At 69.2% G+C, this 23,625-nt stretch carries 18 protein-coding genes; 13 read left to right on the forward strand and 5 right to left on the reverse strand.

Going from position 1 to position 23,625, the window contains the following annotated elements; all coding sequences use genetic code 11:
• The first annotated feature begins 32 nt into the window (after window positions 1–32).
• From JNUCC0626_RS17465 to JNUCC0626_RS17485, 5 genes are all read left to right on the forward strand, one after another.
• Entirely contained in the window at window positions 33–869 is an 837-nt protein-coding gene (locus JNUCC0626_RS17465; protein ID WP_394622052.1) for a PAC2 family protein, read from the forward strand.
• A 105-nt stretch (window positions 870–974) separates the two neighbouring features.
• Window positions 975–1,499 (forward strand): RNA polymerase sigma factor, encoded by a 525-nt coding sequence (locus JNUCC0626_RS17470; protein ID WP_394620819.1) that lies wholly within the window; start codon window positions 975–977, stop codon window positions 1,497–1,499.
• A complete protein-coding gene (locus tag JNUCC0626_RS17475) occupies window positions 1,499–2,227 on the forward strand; it encodes a hypothetical protein (protein ID WP_394620820.1) in 729 nt (242 codons plus the stop codon). Before JNUCC0626_RS17470 ends, JNUCC0626_RS17475 begins: the two co-directional genes overlap by 1 nt.
• 152 nt (window positions 2,228–2,379) lie before the next feature.
• The gene (locus tag JNUCC0626_RS17480) at window positions 2,380–2,586 is read left to right on the forward strand and encodes a hypothetical protein (protein WP_394620821.1); all 207 of its coding nucleotides are present in this window, start codon (window positions 2,380–2,382) and stop codon (window positions 2,584–2,586) included.
• 74 nt (window positions 2,587–2,660) lie between these two features.
• Window positions 2,661–3,821 carry an MFS transporter gene (locus tag JNUCC0626_RS17485; protein WP_394620822.1) on the forward strand — a complete coding sequence of 387 codons (1,161 nt, stop codon included), beginning with the start codon at window positions 2,661–2,663 and terminating at the stop codon, window positions 3,819–3,821.
• Here JNUCC0626_RS17485 and JNUCC0626_RS17490 read toward each other — a convergent pair.
• Both JNUCC0626_RS17490 and JNUCC0626_RS17495 read right to left on the reverse strand, forming a co-directional pair.
• Window positions 3,751–5,334, reverse strand: coding sequence for an ABC transporter permease (locus JNUCC0626_RS17490; protein ID WP_394620823.1), 1,584 nt, complete (start codon window positions 5,332–5,334; stop codon window positions 3,751–3,753). The two genes, JNUCC0626_RS17485 and JNUCC0626_RS17490, sit on opposite strands and share 71 nt — an antisense overlap.
• On the reverse strand, window positions 5,331–6,218 hold the full coding sequence (locus JNUCC0626_RS17495; protein WP_394620824.1) for an ABC transporter ATP-binding protein: 888 nt from the start codon (window positions 6,216–6,218) through the stop codon (window positions 5,331–5,333). Before JNUCC0626_RS17495 ends, JNUCC0626_RS17490 begins: the two co-directional genes overlap by 4 nt.
• Window positions 6,219–6,301: 83 nt before the next feature.
• On the opposite strand from JNUCC0626_RS17495, the gene JNUCC0626_RS17500 reads away from it, so the two are divergent.
• Together JNUCC0626_RS17500 and JNUCC0626_RS17505 are read left to right on the forward strand one after the other, a co-directional pair.
• A complete protein-coding gene (locus JNUCC0626_RS17500) occupies window positions 6,302–6,799 on the forward strand; it encodes a GbsR/MarR family transcriptional regulator (protein WP_394620825.1) in 498 nt (165 codons plus the stop codon).
• 122 nt (window positions 6,800–6,921) lie between these two features.
• Entirely contained in the window at window positions 6,922–7,152 is a 231-nt protein-coding gene (locus JNUCC0626_RS17505; RefSeq protein WP_394620826.1) for a hypothetical protein, read from the forward strand.
• On the opposite strand, the gene JNUCC0626_RS17510 is transcribed toward JNUCC0626_RS17505, so the two are convergent.
• Entirely contained in the window at window positions 7,153–8,253 is a 1,101-nt protein-coding gene (locus tag JNUCC0626_RS17510; RefSeq protein WP_394620827.1) for a S1 family peptidase, read from the reverse strand.
• 501 nt (window positions 8,254–8,754) lie between these two features.
• On the opposite strand from JNUCC0626_RS17510, the gene JNUCC0626_RS17515 reads away from it, so the two are divergent.
• A complete protein-coding gene (locus JNUCC0626_RS17515) occupies window positions 8,755–10,464 on the forward strand; it encodes a S8 family peptidase (RefSeq protein WP_394620828.1) in 1,710 nt (569 codons plus the stop codon).
• Window positions 10,465–10,522: 58 nt separating this feature from the next.
• Here the strand turns inward: JNUCC0626_RS17515 and JNUCC0626_RS17520 are convergent, their stop codons facing one another.
• Window positions 10,523–10,963, reverse strand: a complete 441-nt coding sequence (locus JNUCC0626_RS17520) for a hypothetical protein (RefSeq protein WP_394620829.1) — start codon at window positions 10,961–10,963, stop codon at window positions 10,523–10,525.
• 34 nt (window positions 10,964–10,997) lie between these two features.
• Between JNUCC0626_RS17520 and JNUCC0626_RS17525 the strand changes: the two genes are divergently transcribed.
• Window positions 10,998–11,765 carry an ATP-dependent Clp protease adaptor ClpS gene (locus JNUCC0626_RS17525; protein ID WP_394620830.1) on the forward strand — a complete coding sequence of 256 codons (768 nt, stop codon included), beginning with the start codon at window positions 10,998–11,000 and terminating at the stop codon, window positions 11,763–11,765.
• Here JNUCC0626_RS17525 and mshC read toward each other — a convergent pair.
• The gene (gene mshC, locus JNUCC0626_RS17530) at window positions 11,762–13,000 is read right to left on the reverse strand and encodes a cysteine--1-D-myo-inosityl 2-amino-2-deoxy-alpha-D-glucopyranoside ligase (RefSeq protein WP_394620831.1); all 1,239 of its coding nucleotides are present in this window, start codon (window positions 12,998–13,000) and stop codon (window positions 11,762–11,764) included. The genes JNUCC0626_RS17525 and mshC overlap by 4 nt on opposite strands.
• A gap of 236 nt (window positions 13,001–13,236) precedes the next feature.
• Here mshC and JNUCC0626_RS17535 point away from each other — a divergent pair, with 236 nt between their 5' ends.
• The 4 genes from JNUCC0626_RS17535 to JNUCC0626_RS17550 all read left to right on the forward strand — a co-directional run bounded on the left by JNUCC0626_RS17535 (window position 13,237) and on the right by JNUCC0626_RS17550 (window position 23,604).
• A complete protein-coding gene (locus tag JNUCC0626_RS17535) occupies window positions 13,237–17,391 on the forward strand; it encodes a glycoside hydrolase family 2 TIM barrel-domain containing protein (protein ID WP_394620832.1) in 4,155 nt (1,384 codons plus the stop codon).
• A 65-nt stretch (window positions 17,392–17,456) separates the two neighbouring features.
• The gene (locus JNUCC0626_RS17540) at window positions 17,457–18,260 is read left to right on the forward strand and encodes a slipin family protein (protein WP_394620833.1); all 804 of its coding nucleotides are present in this window, start codon (window positions 17,457–17,459) and stop codon (window positions 18,258–18,260) included.
• 130 nt (window positions 18,261–18,390) lie between these two features.
• Window positions 18,391–22,284 (forward strand): AAA family ATPase, encoded by a 3,894-nt coding sequence (locus JNUCC0626_RS17545; RefSeq protein WP_394620834.1) that lies wholly within the window; start codon window positions 18,391–18,393, stop codon window positions 22,282–22,284.
• On the forward strand, window positions 22,285–23,604 hold the full coding sequence (locus JNUCC0626_RS17550; RefSeq protein ID WP_394620835.1) for an esterase/lipase family protein: 1,320 nt from the start codon (window positions 22,285–22,287) through the stop codon (window positions 23,602–23,604). It abuts the gene before it with no gap.
• Window positions 23,605–23,625 lie beyond the last annotated feature (21 nt).

Here is a 23,625-nt window from a genome sequence, read left to right on the forward strand (position 1 = left end):
CGAACCCGCGCATCCCGCTCACGGCTCCGATCATGGTCTGTGCGTTCGAAGGCTGGAACGACGCAGGTGACGCCGCCAGCACCGCGATCGAGCACCTCCAACTCACCTGGGACGCCACCCCGCTCGCCGAGATCGACCCGGACGACTACTACGACTTCCAGGTGACGCGCCCGTCCGTGCGCCTGGTCGACGGTGTCACGCGCAGGGTCGACTGGCCGACGACGCGGCTGTCGGTGTGCCGCCCGCCCGGTTCCGACGTGGACGTGATCCTCGTGCACGGCATCGAACCGAACATGCGGTGGCGCAAGTTCGCCGCCGAACTGCTGGGCCACATCGACGCCCTCGGGGTGACGACCGTCGTGACGCTGGGCGCGTTGCTCATGGACACGCCCCACACCCGCCCGGTCCCGGTCACCGGTACGGCCTACGACGCGGACGCGGCCGAGAAGTTCGGCCTGGAGCACTCGAAGTACGAGGGCCCCACCGGCATCGTCGGCGTGTTCCAGGACGCGTGCGTGCAGGCGGGCATCCCGGCGATCTCGTTCTGGGCCGCCGTACCGCACTACGTCTCGCAGCCGCCCTCCCCCAAGGCCACGCTGGCCCTGCTGCACCGGGTCGAGGAGGTCCTCGACATCGAGGTGCCGCTCGGCGCGCTGCCGGAGCAGGCCGAGGAGTGGGAGCGCACGGTCTCGGAGATGGCCGACGAGGACGAGGACGTCCGCAACTACGTGCGGGCGCTGGAAGAGCGCGGCGACGCGGCCATGCAGATCACCGAGGCGTCCGGCGACGACATCGCCGCGGAGTTCGAGCGCTACCTGCGCCGCCGCGGCCGCGGCCCGGGCTGGCCGTCGACCGGTCCCCGTCAGTAACAGCCGAGAAGGCCCCCGCTCCGGGGGCCTTCTTCGTTTTCGGGTGTGACAACCACGCGTCTGCCGGACAGGTAGGAGGTGAAGGGTCACCACCGAAAGGACGCCATGAGGGAATCCCCACCTGACACCAGGGAGGACCGCTTCCGGGATCTGCACCGCCGCACCTACCCGGACCTGTTGCGGTTCGTGGAACGGCGCGTGCCTCCCGCCGAGGCCGAGGACGTCGTCTCCTCCGTCTACCTGACCGCGTGGCGGCGCCTGGCCGACGTGCCGCAGGACGCCCGGCCGTGGCTGTTCGCGGTGGCGCGCAAGACGATGGCGAACCAGACCCGCGGCCTGCTGCGCCGGCGAGCGCTGGACGTGCGGATCGCGTCGTCGTTCGACGAGTTGGTGCCGGACGGGTCGGCCGAGGTCGCGGCACGCCTCGACCTGGTCCGCGCCTGGCGGACGCTGAGCGCCGCCGACCGCGAGGTGCTGGCGCTGGTCGCGTTCGACGGCCTCACCGCCGACCAGGCCGCCGCCGTGCTCCGGTGCCGCCGCACGACCTTCGCGATGCGGCTCAAACGCGCGCGGCAACGCCTGGAACAGGCCCTGAACCCCATGCCCGAACGAGCAGGAGCGCGCACGTGATGACCGAACTGAAGGACCTGGACCCCGCCCGCGACCGCGAGCCGAACCAGGTGGAGTGGATCCGTTCCACCGCCCACGTCGAGCGCGTCATGGCCGGCACGTACGCCTCCGAGCGCTCGGCCCGGTCGCGCCGGACGATCATCGGACTCGCCGCGACGGCGGCCGCCGCGGGCGTGCTGGCGGGGATCGCCCTGTTTCCCGGAGCCACCGACGAGGCGTTCGCGCAGTGGACCCCCACCCCCGGACAGCCCGGTTCCGACCTGGTGCTCCCCCAGGCCCGCGCGTGCGCCGAGGCGTGGGGCGCGAGTGCGCCGGCGGCGTCGGACGTCGTGCTCGCCGAACAACGCGGCATCGCGACGATCCTGATCCTGAAGAAGGACGCCGGTCTCGCCGAGTGCATGGCGATCGGCGAGGAGGTCTTCAACTACCAGGGGCTCACGGGCGGACCGGTCGCCCCGCTCAACGGCGCCGCAGTGACCTACGAGACGTCGAGCTCGAGCGGCAACGGCGACGACCAGTACTCACGGGTCGTCGGCCGGATGGGACCGGACGTCACCAAGGTCGAGATCGCGCTGGCCGACGGTCAGGTGATCACGGCGGGGACCGGCTCCGGCTGGTGGACCGCGTGGTGGCCGGGGCCCGAGGGCGGCGAGGTCGGAACGTGGAAGGTCGTGGTGCACACCGCGCAGGGCAGCAGCAGTCACGATCCGAGTGAACTCCCCCGCTGAGCACTGAGGTTCCTTCACGCAGGTCAGACGCCGTCCTGGTCATTTGGACCGGGACGGCTTTTTCATGCCTTCGAGTGATCGAGTTCAGGTTTCCATCTGCCGAGGAATGGTTACCAAGATCCACCTCTCAGACAGGAACCTCCGTGTCTCTCGTGCGCAAGATCGCTGTCGGTCTCGCTGCGGGCGGCGGCGTGCTGTTGGCCGTGTCTCCCGCCAGTGCTGCTCCCATCTCCTCCGTCGACTCCCTCGGGGAGAACGGTCCGCACACGACCGTGAGCGACGTCAGGGAGTCGTTCCAGGGCAACCTCACCGGCGTGCGGGAACAGACTCAGGGCGTCACTGCCAAGCTCGGCGGCTGAGAAACTTAGCGACAACAACCACTTTTCGGCACTGTCCGCCGCTCACCGCAATAGGGTGAGCGGCGGAGGTGTCTGTGGGACGGTTGGCACGCGCCGGGTTGTACGCGGGCGCATTGATCGGGCCGTTCGGCGGCGCCGTCACCACGTCGATCCTGCCGGAGATCGGGGCCAGTTTCGGCCGGTCACCGGGCTCGGCCGCGGCGACGCTGACGTACTACATGGTGCCGTTCGCGGTGCTGATGCTGGCTTCCGGCACGTTGGCGCAACGCTGGGGTCCACAACGGACTGTCCGGATCGCGTACATCGCCTACGCCGCCGCGTCCCTGCTGGCCGCCACCTCCTGGACGTTCGAGGTGCTGCTGGCCTCGCGGGCGTTGCAGGGCGCGGCGAACTCGTTCACGACGCCGGTGCTGCTCGCGGTGATCGCCGCCTCGACGCCGAAGGAGAAGCTCGGGCGCGCGCTCGGGCTGTTCGGGTCGATGCAGGCGGCCGGGCAGACGTCCGCGCCGCTGGTAGGCGGTCTGACCGCCGAGATCGACTGGCGGTTCGCGTTCGTGGTGATCGCCGTCGTGGGCGTCGGACTCGCGATCCTGGGCGTGCCGCAGACCGACGCCGAACCCGAACGCGACGCCAGTCTGCGCAGCGCGTTCGTGCCTAGCACGTTGTGGCCGGCGCTGGTCGGGTTCATCGGCTGGGGCTGTCTCGGCGGGCTGTCGTTCCTCGTGGCGTTCCGGCTGGACGACGCGTTCGGGCTGAGCGCGGGCCAGCGCGGTGTGCTGCTGACCGGGTTCGGCGTCGTCGGGTTCCTGACCGCGCGGTTCGTCGGCAAGGCGGTCGACCGGTTCGGCGCTCGCACCACCGCGATCCTCGGCGCCACGCTCGGCGCGGCCATGGTCACGGCGGTCGGCACGGCGCCGTTGGCCGCCGTGGTGGTGTTGTGCTGGGCATTGACCGGCGCTGCTGCTCAGGGTCTGTTGGTGAGCATCAACGCGTTGGTGTTGCAGAGCGAGAACGCCAACAGGGGCGGCAGCGTCAGTGTCGTGCAGTCACTGCGCTTCATGGGCGCCGCCACGGCCCCGCTGGCGTTCGTCCCGCTCTACCAGTCCCACCCGTTGCTGAGCTTCCTGGTGCCGGCGGGCCTGCTGATCACGATCCCGGCGATCGTCACGTGGTCACGTCGCGCCGGCGGAACCCGGCGAACCCCGCCGCCAGAAGCACCACCGCGACCAGCGTGAGCCAGGCGAGCGGTCCGAAGGTGATGTCCGGGTACTTCGGGACGTGCGTGAACGGCGAGACGTCGATCATCCACTGGTCGAGCTGCAACGCCGGGCCGAGCAACGTCAGCACCAGCGCCACCGACACCGCCGCCCAGCTCACGGCCGTGAGCTGCGGGAACAGTCCGAACAGGACCAACGAGACGCCCGCGATCACCCACGCCGCGGGCAGCTGCACCAGTGCCGCGCCGAGCATCTTCGGCAGGACCGTGCCCACGTCGTCGATCTGGATGCCGTAGACCAGGCCGAGGCCCAGGCCGGACGCCGCCAGCACGACCGCGCCGCCGACCAGGGCGAACACCGCGTGCGACGCGACCCAGCCCCAGCGCGACACCGGCGTGGCGAGGATCGGCTCCGCGCGGAACGACGTCTCCTCCGACCGCAGCCGCAGGATCGCCTGTACCAGGTAGATCGAAGTGATCAGGCCGAGCAACTGCGTCACCGTCGCGAAGAACGCGTCCACCATCGCGTCGGCGCCGCCGATCTTGCTGACGATCTGGCCGAGCGTCGGGTTGTCCTGCACCATCTGCCCGACCGCCTGCGCGACGCTGCCGTAGATCACGCCGACCGCGAACAACGCGATGGACCAGCCGATCAGCGAGCCCTTCTGCAACCGCCAGGCGAGCCCGAACGGCGTGCCGATGGTCCCTTCCGGTGGTCCTAGGCGCGCGGCCAGCAGACCGAGGCCCACGTCCCGTCGCGTCACGATGTACGCGGACACGCCCACGAGCGCACCGAACGCCACGAGCGGAAGCAGCAGCACCCAGAACCTGTTGTCCGCGAACGACCTGACGTGCTCGGTCCAGCCGATCGGCGACAGCCAGGTGAGCCACTGCGGCCCGGACTCCCCCGCAGCGTCGCCCGCCGCGCGGAACATGTAGATCACGCCGAGGAACCCGCCCGCGATCGCGTTGGACACGCGGGAGTTCTCCGAGAGCTGGGCGGTGAACGCGCTGACGCCGGTGAAGACCAGCCCCACCGAAGCCGTCGACAGGCCGAACGCGAACGCGCCCGCCGGGTCCAGGTCCTTGCCGATCAGCGCCAGCGCCTGGAGCAGGCCGATGAGCAGGCTCGTGCCGCCCGCGACGATCACGGCGGCGGCGAGCGGCGCGTGCCGTCCCACGACCGTGGCGGCGATGAGTTCGGTACGGCCCGCTTCTTCTTCTGCGCGCGTGTGCCGCGTGACGACCAACATGGCCATGATCGCGATGAACAGGCCTGAGAAGACGCCCCAACGCCACACGACCAGACCGCCCAGCGACGACCAGTCGTGCAACGGGCCGAGCATGGCGAGGAACGCCGAATTGGCGTTCGCGGTGACGCCAAGCAGGTCACGCGACTGCTGCGTGCCGTACAGCTCCTCGAGCGCCGTCGTCGTCGAGTAGGTGACGCCGACCAGGAACAACACCCAGATCGGCAGCAGGATCCGGTCGCGGCGCAGGGCCAGCCGGATCAGGTGCAGGGTCCCGATCATTTCGCGTCCTCGTAGTGCCGCAGGAACAGCTCTTCGAGGGTCGGCGGCTGCGACGTCAGCGTGCGCACGCCCGTGGTCACCAGCTGCTTGAGCACGGGGTCGAGCTCGTCCGAGTCGACCTCGAACTTGACCCGGTTGCCCTCGGCGACGAGGTCGTGCACGCCCTTGAGGTTCGCGAGGCCGTTGGGCGGGCCCGCGAGCTCGGCGGAGATCGACGTGCGGGTCAGGTGCCGCAGGTCGGCCAGGGTGCCGGTCTCGACGATGTGGCCGTTGCGGATGATGCTCACCCGATCGCACAGGGCCTCGACCTCGGCGAGGATGTGGCTGGAGAGCAGCACGGTGCGGCCGCGCTCGCGTTCGTCGTTGATGCAGTCCTGGAAGACGGCCTCCATCAACGGGTCGAGGCCCGAGGTCGGCTCGTCGAGGATGAGCAGCTCGACATCTGAAGACAGGGCCGCGACCAGCGCGACCTTCTGCCGGTTGCCCTTGGAGTAGGTGCGGCCCTTCTTGCGCGGGTCCAGTTCGAACCGCTCCAGGAGGTCGGCGCGGCGGGCCTTGTTCAGGCCGCCACGGAGCCGTCCGAGCAGGTCGATGACCTCGCCACCGGTCAGGTTGGGCCAGAGGTTGACGTCGCCGGGGACGTAGGCGAGGCGGCGGTGGAGGGCTGCGGTGTCCTTCCACGGGTCGCCGCCGAGCAGCCGCGCGGTGCCGGAGTCGGCACGCAGCAGGCCGAGCAGGATTCGGATCGTCGTCGACTTGCCGGCGCCGTTCGGGCCGAGGAAGCCGTGCACCTCACCGGTCTGGACGTCCAGGTTCAGGTCGTCCAGTGCACGCGTCGGGCCGAAGGTCTTCACCAGGCCCGACACGGATATCGCGGATGTCATGGCGAGTAAGCTACGCTTCTTTCACAACTTCGTGAAGCGTGTAAATTTTGCCCGATCGGCTGACGAAAGGGGATGATGCCGCCGTGACGAGTACTACGGAGCGTGACACGCAGGCGGTGAGCCAGTTCGTCGAACGGTTCGGCGGGATTCTGGCGGACACCGGCGTGCCCCGCATGCCGGCTCGCATCCTCGCGGCGCTGCTGACGACGGATTCGGGACGGCTCACCGCGGCCGAGATCGCCGACCTGCTGCAGATCTCCCCGGCGGCGGTGTCGGGCGCGGTGCGCTACCTGACCACCGTCCAGATCGTCAGCCGCGAACGCGAGCCGGGGTCCCGCCGCGACGTCTACCGGATGCGCGACAACGTCTGGTTCGAGGCGACGTTCCGCAAGGACCAGATGCTCGGGATGATCGACGAGATCCTCACCGAGGGCGTCCGGGCGCTCGGCCCTGCCACCGACGCGGGGCTGCGGCTGGACGAGACCCGCGAGTTCTTCCGGTTCGCGCACGCCGAGCTCGGCACGATGCTCGACCGCTGGCGGGTGCACCGCGAAAAGTGGATGGAAGAGCGTCAGGGCTAGGCCCTAGGGTCCCTGTTCAGTGGGCTGCCATATCGCGTGACTTGAGGGCATGAGGGCGACGCCGGACCGGCGTTCGCCCTCCTTCGCACGTCCCGTCACGACTCAGCCCTCAGGACTGCCCCATGTCGTTTTCCTGTGCGTCCATTCGCGAGATCGCCGCGCAACTGCACCGCGCACTGCACCCGGACGGGGTGTTGATCGTGGTGCGCGAACCCACGGACGAGGAGCTGCTGCGCCTCGCTCTGGAGCGGTACTTCGTGGCTCTGCGCACCGAACTCGTGACGAGTGCCCGGCACGCGAACGTGCCGGGCACTCAGGTGTCACTGCTGGTCACGGCCTATCAGACCAGGTGATCAGCCGGTGGTGAGAGTCAGGCCGTAGGCCTCCAGGATCTCGTTGACCGGCTGGTAGTAGGTCGTGCCGCCGCTGGTGCAGTTGCCGGAGCCACCCGAGGTGACGCCCTGCGCCTGCGTGCCGCTGACCCACGAGCCACCCGAGTCACCGGGCTCCGCACACACGTTCGTGCGCGTGAGGCCGCTGACCGAGCCCTCCTGGTAGTTCACGGTCTGGCTCTTCGCCTCGACCTCGCCGCAGTGCCAGCCCGTGGTCGAGCCGGAACGGCAGATCGACGCGCCCACGGCGGACTCGGTGTGACCCGAGACCACGACGTCCTCGCCGCCGTAGTGGTTGACCTTCGGCGTGGAGGTCCACGACGAGTTCGTCTTCACGAACGAGTAGTCGTTGCCCGGGAAGGACGACTTGTCGAACTCACCCATCGCCGTCTTGTCGACGCCGGTCACCGTGTCGCCGGGCGACCCGCAGTGGCCGGCCGAGACGAAGCCGCCCTCGACCGCGAAGCCGACGGAGCACCGTCCGGCGTTGTTGATGTAGTACGCGTCGCCGCCGCGGGTGTCCTTGAACAACCGCGGGGCCTCGTCGGTCTCGACGACCTTCGCGACCGTGCCCGCCTTCTCCACCAGCGGCTTCGCGGCGTCGGACTGCCCGCGCTTCACGGTGATGGTGACGGCGTTCGCCTTCGTGTCGACGTACCACCCGGTGACCTCGGCCGGAGCCGGCGTCGCGTCCAGCTTCTGCTTGGCCGCGTCGAGGTCGCTGGCCTTGTGCGCGACCGTGCGGGGTTCCGCGCCGAGCCTGCGCAGACGGTCCGTCTTGGCCGCGTCGGTCACGCCCACGACGAGCTTGCCGGTGGCCGCGTCGAACCACGCGCCCCCGAAGCTCTCACCGGCGAACCCCTCGGCCACCCGCTGCAGGGCAACGGCCGCGCTCTCCTGGCGCAGCCTCTCCGCCGCCTGCGTGGCGTCCAGTCCCAGGTCGCGCTGCATCGCGGCGAGCAGGTCGGCAGAGGGTCCCTCGGCGGCGACGGCGGCAGGGGATGCCGTGGTCGCGAGAGCGCCTGCCAACACGGCCACAGCTGCGACAGCCATGCGCTTCATAGGCATTTCTCCTTGATCTTCGGTTTTGTGCAGGGCCGGTGTAACGCCGGACCGGGCAACCGCGATGAGGAGATCAGCTGTGCTGCAACACAGCCTGTACGACACCGGATGCATGGCGTCCCCAGGCGGCGAACTGCCCGATCAGTTCGTTCCTCCGTCTGGGGGACGCTACTTCGGCATGTCTACCGGACGGTAGGGTCGATCGAGGGGTGGACCTCGCGGCGTCCGAGTTGATATAGGGAATGCAAATGCCTTCTCTCAGCCTATTTCCGTGACGCAGAGCGACCATTCGCCCTGCCACGAAATGTCAAATCTGTCAACAGTTCGCACTCGACGGCGTATCCCTCTGACCTGCGGTTTAGGGCTAGCGTGCTGGTCACCCTGTTCCCTGCACGAGGGAGAAACCCTGCCATGCGAAGAGTCTTGGGTGCGGGACTGACAGCCGCTGCCGCCCTGTGTCTGGCCGCCGCTGTGGTTCCAGCCGCTTCCGCTCAAGAAAACGTGGGGACGATTCTCGGCGCCGACCGCGTCGACGTCGTGAAGGACAGCTACATCGTCTCGTTGAAGTCCGGCACGGCGTCGAGGGCCGCCGCTCCGGGCCTCGCGTCGAAGTACGGCGGCCAGGTCGGTCAGGTCTGGCAGCACGCGCTGAACGGCTTCTCGGTGAAGATGACGGCCAAGCAGGCCGCTCGTCTCGCCGCGGACCCGAACGTCGCGTTCGTCCAGCAGGACGCCGAGGTGCACGCGCTCGACGTCCAGCAGAACCCGCCGTCCTGGGGCCAGGACCGCGTCGACCAGCGCGACCTGCCGCTGAGCAACAGCTACCAGTACGACACCACGGCGTCCAACGTCACGGCGTACGTCATCGACACCGGTGTGCGCACCACGCACACCACGTTCGGCGGCCGCGCGACGTGGGGCACCAACACCTCCGGTGACGGCAACAACAGCGACTGCAACGGTCACGGCACGCACGTCGCCGGCACCATCGCGGGCTCGCAGTACGGCCTCGCCAAGGCAGCCAAGATCGTCGCCGTCAAGGTGCTGAACTGCTCCGGCTCCGGCACGACCGCCGGTGTCGTCGGCGGCATCGACTGGGTGACGGCGAACGCGGTCAAGCCCGCCGTCGCCAACATGTCGCTCGGTGGTGGCGCGGACGCGACCCTGGACGCGGCCGTGCGCCGCTCCATCGCGTCGGGCGTGACCTACGCGATCGCATCGGGCAACTCGAACACCGACGCCTGCAGCACCTCGCCTGCACGCGTCACCGAGGCGATCACGGTCAACTCCTCGACGAACACCGACGCGCGTTCGTCGTTCTCGAACTACGGCTCCTGCACGGACATCTACGCTCCGGGTTCGAACATCGTGTCGGCGTGGAACACCAACGACACCGCCACGAACAACATCTCCGGCACGTCGATGGCCACCCCGCACGTCGCGGGCGCGGCTGCCCTGTGGCTCGCCACGCACCCGAACGACAACCCGGCCGCGGTCTGGGCGGGCATCAACGCCGCCTCGACGCCGAACAAGATCACCAACGTCGGCGCCAACACCCCGAACAAGCTGCTCTACACCCTGTTCGGCGGCGACCCGCAGCCGGGCAACCCCTCGGTGACGAACCCCGGCACGCAGACCTCCACGGTCGGCACCCCGGCGTCGTTGCAGCTCGCGGCCTCGGGCGGCACCGCGCCGTACACGTGGTCCGTGAGCGGCCTCCCGGCCGGTCTGTCGGCGAACGCCTCCGGCGCCATCTCCGGCACCCCGACCACGGCGGGCACCTCCACGGTGACCGCGACCGTGACCGACTCGGCGAACAAGACCGGCTCGGCCACGTTCTCCTGGGTCGTCAACGCGGTCGGCGGCAGCTGCGACGCCCGCACCAACTCGACCCCGGTCGCCATCGGTGACCTGTCCACCGTGACCAGCACGATCGTCGTCTCCGGCTGCGCGGGCAACGCGTCCGCCACCGCGTCGATCAAGGTCGCGATCACCCACACCTACAAGGGCGACCTCGTGGTAGACCTCGTCGCCCCGGACGGCTCGGTCTACAACCTGCACAACCGGACCGGCGGCTCGGCCGACAACATCAACGAGACCTACACCCGCAACCTCTCCTCGGAGGCGGCGAACGGCACCTGGACGCTCCGCGTGCGTGACGCGGCGTTCCTCGACACCGGCACGCTGAACAACTGGACGCTCGACGTCTGAGCGCTCCACTGCTGAACGAACCGCCCCCGACGCTTCCGCCTCGGGGGCGGTTCCTCTTTCAGTCCTCGAAGTACGCGCGCCGGTGCTCGAACCACTCCTCGACGTCGTCCTCGTCCTCGAAGCCGCCGATCAACGCCAGCACGTCGGCACGGTGCGGGTGATCGCTCGCCTCCACGTACCTCTTCGTGGCCTCGATCCCTCCCGCCACCAGGTGCTCGACGTCGTAGGCGCAGCCCGCGTCGAAGTTCGAGCGCTTGAGGGCGTGGTGGCGCCACACGTCTTCCGGTCGCCGGTGCTCGGCCAGCAGGAACCCGGCGAGCGCGGCCTGCTCCCCCAGGCCGCCGCCGGAGTTCGCGCGGCACAAGGCTTCCTGCTCGACCAGGAACCTCAGCAACGACAGGTCTCCCGACGTGGTCGCGCGGTCCAGCACCTCGCCGCGCGCCGCCTCGTTGACGTCCTCGCCGTCCGGACCGCGCTCGAACCGCAATGCGTCTGTCACCGGTCCATTGTGGCCGTGATCCATACTCTGGCCCGTGAATCCTGGGGAGAGATGGTGCGTCGTCGTGCACAACGACGACCACACGCCGTTCGCCGTCGCCTGGCACCTGCTCTGCACGGTCTGTGAACTGGACACGGACACCGCGCTCGACTTGGCGACGCAGGTCCACCACTTCGGACGCGCGGAAATCGGCGACTACGACCGCGACACGGCCGAGTCCGTCGCGGTGCGGCTCGTACGGGCGGGCATGCGGGCGACGACACAGCGGGCCACGCACAGCGACGAGCCGTTCTTCACCGCCGAGCGAGTCGACGGGGGCGTGCGGGTGATGGTCACCGCGCAGTTCGCCCGGAACTGGGAACCGGCGTTCCGGCTGCTGGAGAACCTCTACCGCCGCAACGCGATCGTGTACGGGCTCCGCTTCCCGCGACTGTTCATGACGCGCCGGCCGTTCCTGCGCAGGATGTTCCCGAACGTCGCCGAGACGCGGTGGCGGTCGGCGCTCTTGCGGCGCAGGCACCGCAAGGTGCTCGTGGACCGCGCGCTCGTCGACCGGGTGTGGGATCAGTGGATCAACGCCGAGTCGCTCGTGCTGACCGTGAAGGAGGCCGAGGACTGGATCGTGGTGTTCGGCCAGATCCGGGCGGTGCACCTGCAGCTGCGCAAGGCGACGGCCATGCACTTCCACGTGCTCGCCTACATCCAGCACCAGCTCGTGATGGCGGTCGACCCCGAAGTGCGCGTCCCGGAGCACGCGCCGGGGGCCGTCGCACGGACGGCCCCCGAACAACAGCCTGTTTAGAGCTCCACGCCCAGAAGAGCGTCCACGGCGGTACGGATCTGCGACGGCCCGTGCTTGTCCGACCCGCCGTGCGTCAGCGCCTCATCCGCCCACGCGTCGATGGCGGCCAACGCCTTCGGGGTGTCGAGGTCGTTGCCGAGGTGGTCGCGCAGCCTCGTGACGGTGTCCACTGCGGACGGTCCGGTGTCGAGCGCGGCGGCGCGGCGCCACTTGTCCACGCGGGCCAGTGCCTCGTCGAGCAGAGACTGGGTCCACGGGCGGTCGGCGCGGTAGTGGCCCGCGAGCAGTGCCAGGCGGACGGCGTTCGGGTCGACCTTCTCGGCGCGCAGCTTCGAGACGAAGACCAGGTTGCCGCGCGACTTCGACATCTTCTCGCCGTCGAGGCCGATCATGCCCGCGTGCACGTAGTGGCGGGCGAACGGGTGCTCGCCGGTCTGCGCCTCGGCGTGGGCGGCCGAGTACTCGTGGTGCGGGAAGATCAGGTCGGAGCCGCCGCCCTGCACGTCGAAGCCCATGCCGAGGCGGTTGTGGGCGATGGCGCTGCACTCGATGTGCCAGCCGGGGCGGCCCTCGCCCAGTTCGGACGGCCACGCGGGCTCGCCCTCGCGCTTCATCCGCCACAACAGGGCGTCGAGCGGGTGGCGCTTGCCGGGGCGGTCGGGGTCGCCGCCGCGTTCGGCGAAGAGCTTGAGCATCTTCTCGGAGGAGTAGTTCGACTCGTAGCCGAAACGGCCCGTGGCGTCGTGCGAGTAGTAGATGTCCGGGTACTCGGAATCGTCCGCACGGTAGGCGTGGCCGTCGGCGACGAGCTTCGCGACGACCTCGACGATCTCCGGGATGGCCTCGACGATGCCCACGTAGTCCTGCGGCGGCAGGACGCGCAGCGCCTCCATGTCCTCGCGGAACAGGGCGGTCTCGCGCATGGCGAGCACGACCCAGTCGTCCTTGTCGCGTTCGGCCCGCTCGAGCAGCGGGTCGTCGACGTCGGTGACGTTCTGGACGTAATGCACGTTGTGCCCGTTGTCGAGCCACACGCGGTGCACTAGGTCGAACGCGAGGTAGGTGGCGGCGTGGCCGAGGTGCGTCGCGTCGTACGGCGTGATGCCGCAGACGTACAACCTGGCGGTGTCTCCTGGAGCCGTGGGGCGCACTTCGCCCGTAGCCGTGTCGAACAGCCGCAGCGGGCGGGGGTCCCCCGGAACCCGCGGCACAGGAATGGATGACCAGGTCTGCATGTATCCGACACTAACGCGTGCCGCCGTACGGAGTGCGATTTCCGGCTGTTGGGACGACCACGATCGATTCGTTCGGACAGAAAGACAGGACATTCGTTGACGGTCCCCTCGCGCCGCCCCTAGCTTCCGAAGGCATGCTTCGTGTTGTCGTAGCCACGGTGGTAGCGCTCTCACTGTCCCCGGCAACCGCACCCGCCGAACCTCTGGATGCTTTGGCGTACCTGGAGAATCCCCGGATGACCGGGGAGCACCAGGAGCCTCCGCACCCTGATCTGAAGCCGGAGCGGCGGCTGAGCCTCAACGGCGACTGGCGGCTGCGGATGTTCGACCGGCCGCAGGACGTGCGCGACACACCGGACGGCTGGCGCACGGTGCAGGTCCCCCACACGTGGCAGACCGACTTCCTCGACCACCCGATGTTCCGCAACATCCCCACCGAGATGTACCCGGACAACCCTCCGTCAGTGCCCCACGACGTCAACCCGACCGGGGTCTATGAGAAGACGTTCGTGCTGCCGTCGGACTGGGACCGCACGCTGCTCCGCTTCGAGGGCGTGACCAGCGGGTACTTCGTCTGGGTCAACGGCGAGTACGTCGGCTACGACCAGGGTGGCTACACGCCCGCCGAGTTCGACATCACCTCCAGGCTCAAGGCCGGCCGCAACACGCTGAAGCTCCAGGTCCACCGCTGGGGCTCCGGCTCCCACCTGGAGGACTACGACCAGTGGCGGTTCTCCGGCATCTTCCGCGAGGTGTGGCTCTACTCGACGCCGCAGACCTACCTCGCCGACGTCACCATCAGGACCGACCTCGACGCCGAGTACCGCGACGCCACGCTCAGCGCGGACGTCAAGATCGGCGGTCCTGCGGCCGGTCACACCGTCCGGACCAGGCTGTTCGATCCACGCGGCCGCGAGGTGCCGGTCGTCGGCGGCACGGTCGCGAACCCGCTGAAGTGGACCGACGAGACCCCGAACGTCTACGAGCTCAAGATCGAACTGCTGAAGGACGGCCGCGTCGTGCAGACCGGCAGGCAGCCCGTCGGGTTCCGCGAGATCGAGATCAGCGACCGGCAGTTCAAGATCAACGGCCAGCGCGTGCTGTTCCGCGGCACGAACCGGGCCGAGACCAGCGCGCACGGCAGCCGCTACGTCACCCGCGCCGACCAGCGCGAGGACGTCGAGCTCATGAAGCGCTTCAACATCAACGCCGTGCGCACCTCGCACTACCCGAGCGACCCGTACTTCTACGAGCTCGCCGACCGCAACGGCCTGATGATCGCCGACGAGGTCGACATCGAGACCCACCACCACGACGGCTGCCCGAACAACTGCCTCGCCGAACGTCCCGAGTGGCAGGACGCGTTCCAGGACCGGTTCGTCGCGATGATGCAGCGCGACAAGAACCACCCGAGCGTGGTCATGTGGGACACCGGCAACGAGGCAGGCCTCGGCAAGGCCCACTACACGATGGCCGAGTACGCCCGGAAGAACGACACCCGGCCGCTCTACCACCAGCCGAACGTGCCCGACGGCGACGCGCCGTTCGCGGACGTGTCAGGACCGCGCTACCCGTCGCCCGCGAGCCTCGAAGCCAAGGCCAAGACCACCACCAAGCCGATCATCATGGGCGAGTACGCCCACGCGATGGGCAACAGTCTCGGCAACTTCAAGGAGTTCTGGGACGTCGTGCGCGCCTACCCGCAGGTGCAGGGCGGCTTCATCTGGGACTGGGCCGAGCAGAACATCGCGCTCCCGCTCTACACCACCCCCGACGACGCCAACGGCATTCTCACCTACCTCTCCGGGAAACCGTCCCAGGTGGACGGACCGCACGGCAAAGCGTTGCGGCTCAGCGGACTCGACGACTTCGTCGAGGTCTACCGCGACCGCAAACTCGACGAGGTCAGCACCGGACTGACCCTCGACGCCTGGGTGAAGCCCGACACCTGGACCGGCGACTTCACCGTCATCTCCAAGGGCGACCACCAGTACGCGCTGAAGATGTCCAACGCCACGACGCTGGAGTTCTTCGTGCACAGCGGCACCTGGCGCACGGTCCGGGCGACCGTCCCGGCGGACTTCCAGGGCAACTGGCACCGCGTCACCGGCACGTTCGACGGCACGAGGCTGCGGCTGCTGATCGACGGCCGCGAAGCCGCCACCACCGAGTTCACCGGCACGATCGACTGGTCGCACTGGCCGGTCAACATCGGCCGCAACGCCGAGACCATGCAGGAGAACGTGGGCACGCGGATGGCGCACGGCAGCGTGGACCAGGTCCGCGTCTACCACCGCGCCCTCAGCGACGCCGAACTCGCGGCCGACCCGAAGCGCGAGGCCGTGCTGGCGCTCGACTTCGAGACGCTCGAGGACAAGGGCCGCCACCAGTCGTACGGCGCCGGCACCGGTGGTGTCGACGGCGTCGTCTGGGCCGACCGCAGGCCTCAGCCCGAGACCACCGAACTGATGGCCGTTCATTCACCCACACGCTTCTCCTTCTCCGGCAACGACCTCACGATCGTCAGCGAACGGCGGTTCACCGGCACCGACGACCTCGAACTGCGCTGGCAGGTGCAGGACAACGGCCGCACGGTCGCCCAGCACCGCGGCCCGCTGCGGCCGGGCACCGTGACGCTGCCCGACTTCCACGCGGACACCGACCGCTGGCTGACCGTGCGCGCGACGGACCGGCGCGGCACCGACGTCGGCATCGCGCAGTTCCCTCTGGGTGGCTCGCAGATCGCGGGCCTGCACGCCCCTGGCACACCCGGAAAGCTCACCACCACCCAGACCGAGTCCGAGATCGTGGTGTCCGGCAAGGACTTCCGGTACGTCGTCAGCAAGACGTCCGGCACTCTCACGTCGATGCGCGTGCGCGGCACCGAACTCCTGCGCACAGGTCCGGAGCTCGACGCGTGGCGCGCGCCGCTCTCGAACGAGTTCATGAGCGAGGACTCGTCCTGGTACCGCAACGGCCTCGACCGCCTCAAGACATCACCAGCCGACATCACTGTCTCACAGGGGTCCGACACTCTGATTTCGGTGAGGTCGACGGCCCAGGACGTGGGGGACGCGTCGTTCGGCCAGACCTTCACCTACCGCGTCACCGGCTCCGGTGAGATCCGCGTCGGGCACCGGGTGGCGGCCCGCGACCGCATGCGCGACCTCAGTTACCTGCCGGGCATCGGGTTCACGCTGAAGGTGCCCGACAACTTCGGCAGGTTCACCTGGTACGGCCGCGGCCCCGGCGAGAACTACGACGACCGCAAGTCCGGCAACCCGATCGGCGTCTACCAGTCCACAGTGGACAGGGAGTTCAACGACTACTACAAGCCACAGGACTTCGGCAACCACGCCGACACGCGCTGGGCGACGCTGTCCGACGGCCGCGCGGGCCTGCTCGTCGCGGGCGACCTGGACGTCCGCGTCTCCCGCTACGACGACCTCGACCGCGCCGCGTACCCGTTCGCGCTCAGGAAGAACGACGGCTGGACGAGCCTGCACGTGGCGCACCGGGTGACCGGCGTCAGCGAGACGTTCCACGAGCCGTTGCCGCAGTACCAGGTGGAGGCGGGCAACGAGTACGCGTACTCCGTGCTGCTGCGCCCGCTCACGCCCGCAGAGGCGGCAACGGGACGGTTGGGCCACAACGTCGACTGCGCGCCCACGGCACAGCTCAACGCCGCCGACACCGTTCTGGAGCCGGGCGAGCAGGTCGAGGCCGACCTGGTCGTGACGAAGCCCTGCCCCGGCCCGGCCACCGCGCGGCTGACCGCGCCGGACGGCTGGTCCGTCACCCCGGCCGCGGTCGACCTGTCGGGCGGCTCGGCGAAGGTGACGATCACCCGGGAGGGCGGCCAGACCGGCACCCGCCCGGTGTTCGCGGAGATCAGCAGCGGCAAGGGGACCACGAGTCTCACCAAGGACTTCACCGCCACCCCGCGCCCGCCCGCCGGCAACACCGCCGTGTCCGCACTGGAGTTCCTGGACGAGCGCAACGGCTGGGGCCCGATCGAACGCGACCGCAGCAACGGCGAACAGGCGGGCGGCGACGGCAGGCCGCTGAGCATCCGCGGCACGGCGTTCGACCGCGGCGTCGGCGCCCACGCCGACTCGGAGTTCCAGATCTACACCGGCGGCAAGTGCTCCGGTCTCACCGCCACGATCGGCGTCGACGACGAAACCGGCGGCTCCGGCAGCGTTCGCTTCGAAGTGTTCAAAGACAACCGATCGGCCTACCAGAGCCCACTTCTGACCGGACAGAGCGCAGCTGTTCCGATCACCGTGGACACGACCGGAGCAACCGTGCTGACGTTCCGGGTGACGGACGGAGGCGACGGCAACGCCCACGACCACGCAGACTGGGCGGTGCCCGTCCTGCACTGCTGAAAATTGTCGGACCCCAGGCGTACCGTCGGAGATCAAGGGCATTCGCCGGTCGAAGGGCGGGTCTCATGATCGTGGAAATCCTCGGTGGACTGGTGGCGTTCGGCGCCCTCGGCCTCGCCATGAGCGCACGCGTGATCAAGCAGTTCGAACAGGGCCTGGTGTTCCGGTTCGGCAAGCTTCAGGAAGCCGTCCGGGGCCCCGGCCTCACCATGCTGGTGCCCGGTGTGGACCAGCTCCGCAAGGTCAACATGCAGATCGTGACCCTGCCCGTCCCCGCGCAGGACGGCATCACCCGGGACAACGTGACGGTGCGCGTGGACGCCGTCGTGTACTTCAAGGTGCAGGACCCGACCAAGGCCGTCATCAACGTGGAGGACTACCGCTTCGCCATGCTCCAGGTGGCGCAGACGTCGCTGCGGTCGATCATCGGCAAGAGCGAGCTGGACGACCTGCTGGCCAACCGCGAGAACCTCAACCACGGCCTGGAGCTGATGATCGACACCCCGGCGCTGGCGTGGGGCATCGACATCGACCGGGTGGAGATCAAGGACGTCGCCTTGCCGGAGAGCATGAAGCGCTCGATGTCGCGCCAGGCCGAAGCCGAACGCGAACGCCGCGCGCGCATCATCACCGCCGACGGCGAGCTCCAGGCGTCCAAGAAGCTCTCCGAGGCCGCGGGCACGATGGAGGAAACGCCGGGCGCCCTGCAGTTGCGTCTCCTGCAGACGATCGTGGAGGTGGCGGCGGAGAAGAACTCGACGCTGGTGCTCCCGTTCCCGGTGGAACTGCTGAGGTTCCTGGAGAAGAACACCAACCTCGAGCTCCCGGCCGAGCCAGCCAAGCCGGCCAAGGAGCCGAACGAGGCGTGACCGACGCGTCGTTCGCCCGCGCTCGTGCCGGCGCGGGTGGACGGCGGCTCTCCCCCGCGTTCCTCCATGTGAGTTACCCGCCGTAACGCCGCACTCCGGCGGGCGACGTGTGGACAGGGGGTAGTGAGGCATGCAGGAGAGGGTCAGAGGCAGGTTCGTCGGCATCGGCGTCGGCTCCTACGAGCTGGTGCAGCCGCTGCAGCACGCCGTGAGCGACGTGCTGGAGCTGCGCGCCCTGCTCAAGGGCTACGACGGCGAGCCGCTGACCGACCCCACCGAGTTCGAGGTCCGCGCCCACCTGAAGGGGCTCAAGCGCTCGCTGGACGGCGGAGCCCTCGTCGCCCTCTGGAGCGGTCACGCGATCCCGGTGGCCAGCAACCTGAGGCTCCTGGCCAAGGACAACGACGGCCAGGCCGACGGCATCATGCTGCACGAGTTCGCCCTGTGGTGCGCGGCGTCGGGCGCGCACCAGGTGCTGATCATCATCGACGCCTGCTACTCCGGGGCGCAGCTGGACGAGGCCGTCCGCACCGTCGCGGCGGTGCAGGAGGAGTTGCTGGCCGGGCAGGTGCACTGGGCCGGTGTGCTGGTGTCGTGTTCGAGCATCGAGACGGCGCGCGACGGGCTGTTCGGCGACAAACTCCGCAAGTTGCTGCATGCGGGGCCGACGGCCGTGGAGGACGCACGGCGGTGGAGTGACCGCATCGCCCTCGTCGACGGCGGTGCGGTCGGCACGGCGTTGCTGAACGCGTGGGACAGCGACGTCCAACGGCCTCGCTTCATGCAGTACGGGTCCGCACAGCCGATGTTGCCCAATCCGCTCTATGCCGCGAACACGGTCGTGAAGCACCTTCTGCTCGCGGCGCGCGGCGGTGACTCGCAGGACAACAGGTCGTGGTTCGCCGGCCGGACCGCGCAGGTCGACCGGGTCGTGGGCTGGGTGCGGTCCGGGGTGCCCGGGCTGCGGGTGGTCACGGGCTCGCCGGGCACGGGCAAGTCCGCCCTCGTCGGACGGGTGGTCAGCCTGTCCAACCCGGCCGAGCGCGACCTGCTGCTGAGCGCGGGGCCGTCGTTCCGGCACGCCGATCCCGGGGCCGACTCGGTCGACGCGGCCGTGCACGCCCGTGCCATGGACGCCGACCGCGTGGCTGACCTGCTCAGCCGCCAGCTCGTCGCGGCCGGGCTGATCGCGGAACCCGACGGGCCGCGCCGGGGTGCCGCCGAACTGGTGGGTGTCGTCAGCGCGTTGACCACGCCGCCGGTGCTGGTGGTGGACGGCCTGGACGAGGCGCGCGGCGAGTCGTTCTCGATCGCCACCTCGTTGCTCACCAAGCTCGCGGGCTACGCCGTCGTCATCGTCTCGACGCGGCAGGCGCACCGGGTCGCGGGCGGCGCTCCCCTGCTCACCGAGCTCGCGCCGGCCGAGGTGCTCGATCTCGACAAGGCGGACAACGAGACCGACGTGCGCGAGTACGTCGTGGCCCGCCTGGGGCCCGGTGCGCCGCAGTCCACCGTGGACGCGCTGGCGAAGCTGCCGTTCCTGACCGCGTGGATGATCACCGACCAGCTGCTGGCCGACGGCGGCGCTGACCTGAAGCTCTCGCTGGACGCGGCGTTCGACCGTGAGCTGGCGAAGGTGCCATCGGCTCGTGCGTTGCTCACGGCGTTGACGTGGAGCTACGGCGCGGGATTCCCCGAGGCCGAGTGGATTGCCGTGGCGCAGGCGTTGTCCGGCAAGGAATTCAGCCGTGGCGACATCACGGCCGTGCTCACGGAACTGGGCCGTCACGTCGTGCAGGACGGTGAGGAAGGCACGGCGGTTTTCAAGCTCACGCACCAGACGTTCGCGGACCACCTGAGGCCGCAGTTCGCACCGAGCCGGGACGTGGTGTTCGCACCTGGCGCGGACCAGGTCGCATGCGCGTTGATCAAGCTGTACCGGCAGCGCCTGGAGGCGGGCGTGCCACCGAACGTGCCGGGCTACCTGTGGAAGTACGCGTGGCGGCACTGCGGTCACGCCGGCACGCAGGCGCTGGACGGGCTGCGCGCGCTGGCGCGGATGAACCGGATGTTGTTGCCGGACATCGCACTCGCGGCCACGACGGCGGCGAACGAGCTGATGCACTGGGGCCGTGGCGAGGAGGCCGTCGCACCCTTGGAGGAGGCCGCCGAACACTTCCGCGCGCTCGTCCCGACGGTGCGGATGTACCTGGCGGACCTGGCTTTCGTGCTGAACAAGCTCGGCCGGAGGTTCCGTGACGCGGGCAGGCTGCAACAAGCCGTGGCACCCGCCGAAGAAGCAGCGGTGCGCTACCGCGAGTTGGTGGCGTCGACGCCCACGACCGCGGAAAGCCTTACGCACAAACGGTTGGCACAACGCATCGCGAAGACGTCAGCGCACAGCGGTGAGAACCCGACGTACGCGGCACACCTCAGCGGCGCGTTGGTGGACCTGAGCGAGATCTACGCGATGCTGGGCCGTCGGCAAGAAGCGTTGTCCACGGCACGTGACGCCGTTGCGGCCGTGGACGCCGATGCACCGCATGCGCGCGCGATGACGTGTCTGGCAGCCAGATGCAGTGACTCAGGTCTGCGCTATGAAGCCATGCAACGGTCGAAGCAGGCCGTGGAGCTGTACTACGAGCTCGCCCAGACGAACCCCGTGTTCCTCGCGGACCTGGTCAGCGCCCTCGTCGAACTGAGCCGCGATCACCTGGCGCTCGGCAGGCTGTCCGAGGCCGACGCCACGACCCGGCAGGCCGCGGAGATCAGCGGCACGCTCGGCCGGCACGCCGCGTTCCGGCCCCAACTCGCGGACGCCGCGCTGAGCCTGAGCGTCGCGTACAGCATGGTCGACCGCACCGACGCGGCGCTGAACACCGCGCGTCAAGCAGCCGATCTCGCCGACGGACTCCCGGTGCACGGCCAGGCGTTGCACAACCTGATGCGCCGCCAGCGGGACGCGGACAAGCCCAGGCAAGCCCTCGCGACCGGTCTGCGGACCATCGAGGTCTGCCTGCTGCCCGAGAACACCGACCGGCTGTCGACGCTCGCGGCCGCGTTGTTCACGCTCGACACCGTGTGCGCGGGCCTCAAGCAACCGGAGATCGTCGACGAGGCCTGGGAGAAGGTCACCGGCCGGTTCACCGGACCGCACCTCGCCACGTTGCTGATGCTGCGGGCGGCCGCCATCCGAGCCGGTGATCCGGCCGCGGCGAAGTGGCTGTGCCAGGCCCTCACCCACGTCGGTCAGTCACGGCAGGCGACCCACGACGTCCACGACATCGCGCGCCGCCACTATGACTCCGGGCCGTGGCCCTGGGACACCACCCCGGACTGGCTGTCGGTCGATCGCACGCTGCTCAAGACCGCACGCTCGTGGGTGTTCGCACGGTCCTATGCAGACGAACGGGCGATTCTGCTCGCACACCCAGAGTTGTTGTCCACCGACGCGGACGTCGCCGTCACGGAGGCGTTGTACGGCACCAGTCTGCTCGAAGCGCAGGTCATCCAGTCGCGCCGGACGAACGCACAGCAGCACGGCGTCGCGCTCGCCTACCGGCCGTGGCTGCTGGCCAGCCTCGCGGACGAGTTCGTGGACGCGACGTCGGCCCGCCGCCGCGAGCTGCTCGCGACGCGCCGGGAGGAGTTGCTGGACAAGGAAGTGCTGAAGAGCGTCCGCGACAACAGGCCGGTACACGCGATGCTGCTGCTGGCCGACGAAGACATGGACGTGCTCGATCTCGTGCTGGACGCCGTGGAGGACCGCGCACGCGTCACGGACGTCCTGCGCTCGCTTGCGGCACACGCCTCCCCTCAGGCGCTGACGCAGGCCGCCACCGCGTTGGAACCGCATCCGTTGGCGGCGCTGTACAAGGTGATCGCGCGCGCTCAGGCCGGTGACACACGCCTGGCGTTGCCCCCGCCGAGCCAGCGCCTGACGTGGATCCGCGAGCTGACCCACCTCGTGCCCACGAACCTCGCGATGCTCACCCTCATCCGCAAGCTCGCCGAGGAGTCCTAGATGAGCGATCTCGTCGTCGTCCTGCCCGGCATTCTCGGCAGCACCCTGCGCAACTCCGACGGCATGGTCTGGGAGGTGTCCGGCAAGGCCGCGTTGCGTGCGGTGCTCACGCTCGGACGCAGCCTGAAGCAGTTGAAGCTGCCCGACGGCATCGGCGACGACCACCCCGGCGACGGCGTCGAACCGGTGGGGCTGATGGCGGACCTGCACGTCATCCCGGGCATCTGGACGCCGTTGAAGGGCTATGACCGCGTCACGCGCCGGATGAACGCGCTCGGCTACACGGTCGAGAAGGGCAACCTGCTGCTGTTCGCCTACGACTGGCGCCTGTCGAACCGCTACAACGGCGCGTTGCTCGCTCGGCGCGTCGACGAGGCGTTGGACCGCATCGGGCCGAACGCCAAAGTCAGCTTCGTGTGCCACTCCATGGGCGGGCTGGTCGCACGGTGGTGCATCGAGCAGTGCGGGATGGCCGAGCGGACGGCGAAGCTGATCACGATGGGCACGCCGTACCGCGGTGCGGCCTCCGCGCTGGACCAGCTGGTCAACGGCGTGCGCAAGAGGCTCGGGCCGTTGGCGGTCGACCTGACGGAGTTCGCCCGCTCCATGCCGTCGCTGCACCAGCTGCTGCCCGAGTACGCGTGCATCGAGTCGCCGAACGGTCTGCTCAAGACGACCGAGACGACGTTGCCCGAGCTCGACACGAAGATGGTCACGGACGCGATGGCGTTCCACGGCGCGTTGACCGACTCGTTCGCCGATCAGACGTACGCGATCATCGGCGGTAAACAGCCCACGGCGACCACGGCTCGAATTGCCGACGGCAAAGTCACCTGTTATCGGACATATGAAGGTGAAGATCTTTACGGCGATGCGACTGTGCCTGCCGTGGGTGCCACGCGGCGGGGTTTGGCGTTGTCGTCGAACACGCTGCACCGCGTGACGGAGCAACACACGTCGTTGCAGGACAACGCCACCGTGCTGGACGCCGTGGAGTCGTTCCTGACCGCGAAACCCATCGTCCCGCGCAACGTCACCAGCACAGAACCGCAGGTCAGCGTGCCCGACCTGGTGCTGGCCGGGGAGAGCCTGGAGGTCACGGTCGAGCTGAAGGACACGACCCCGCGGGCGGTGAAGGTGGCGTTGCTCGACGAGAACGGCAAACAGGTCGAATCGCGCGTTCCGGCGATCTCCGAGAAGATGTCGATCAAATTTGGAGAATTGGCCCCCGGTGCTTACTACGTGCAGGTCAGCGGTATCGCGGTGGGTGCTGCGGTGGTCCCCGTGACCGGTGCGGCGCTCGTCGTGGATTGCCCCTGAGTCTGACCCGGAGGACGATTC

The sequence above is a fragment of the Lentzea sp. JNUCC 0626 genome (assembly GCF_043632865.1).
GTDB lineage: Bacteria > Actinomycetota > Actinomycetes > Mycobacteriales > Pseudonocardiaceae > Lentzea.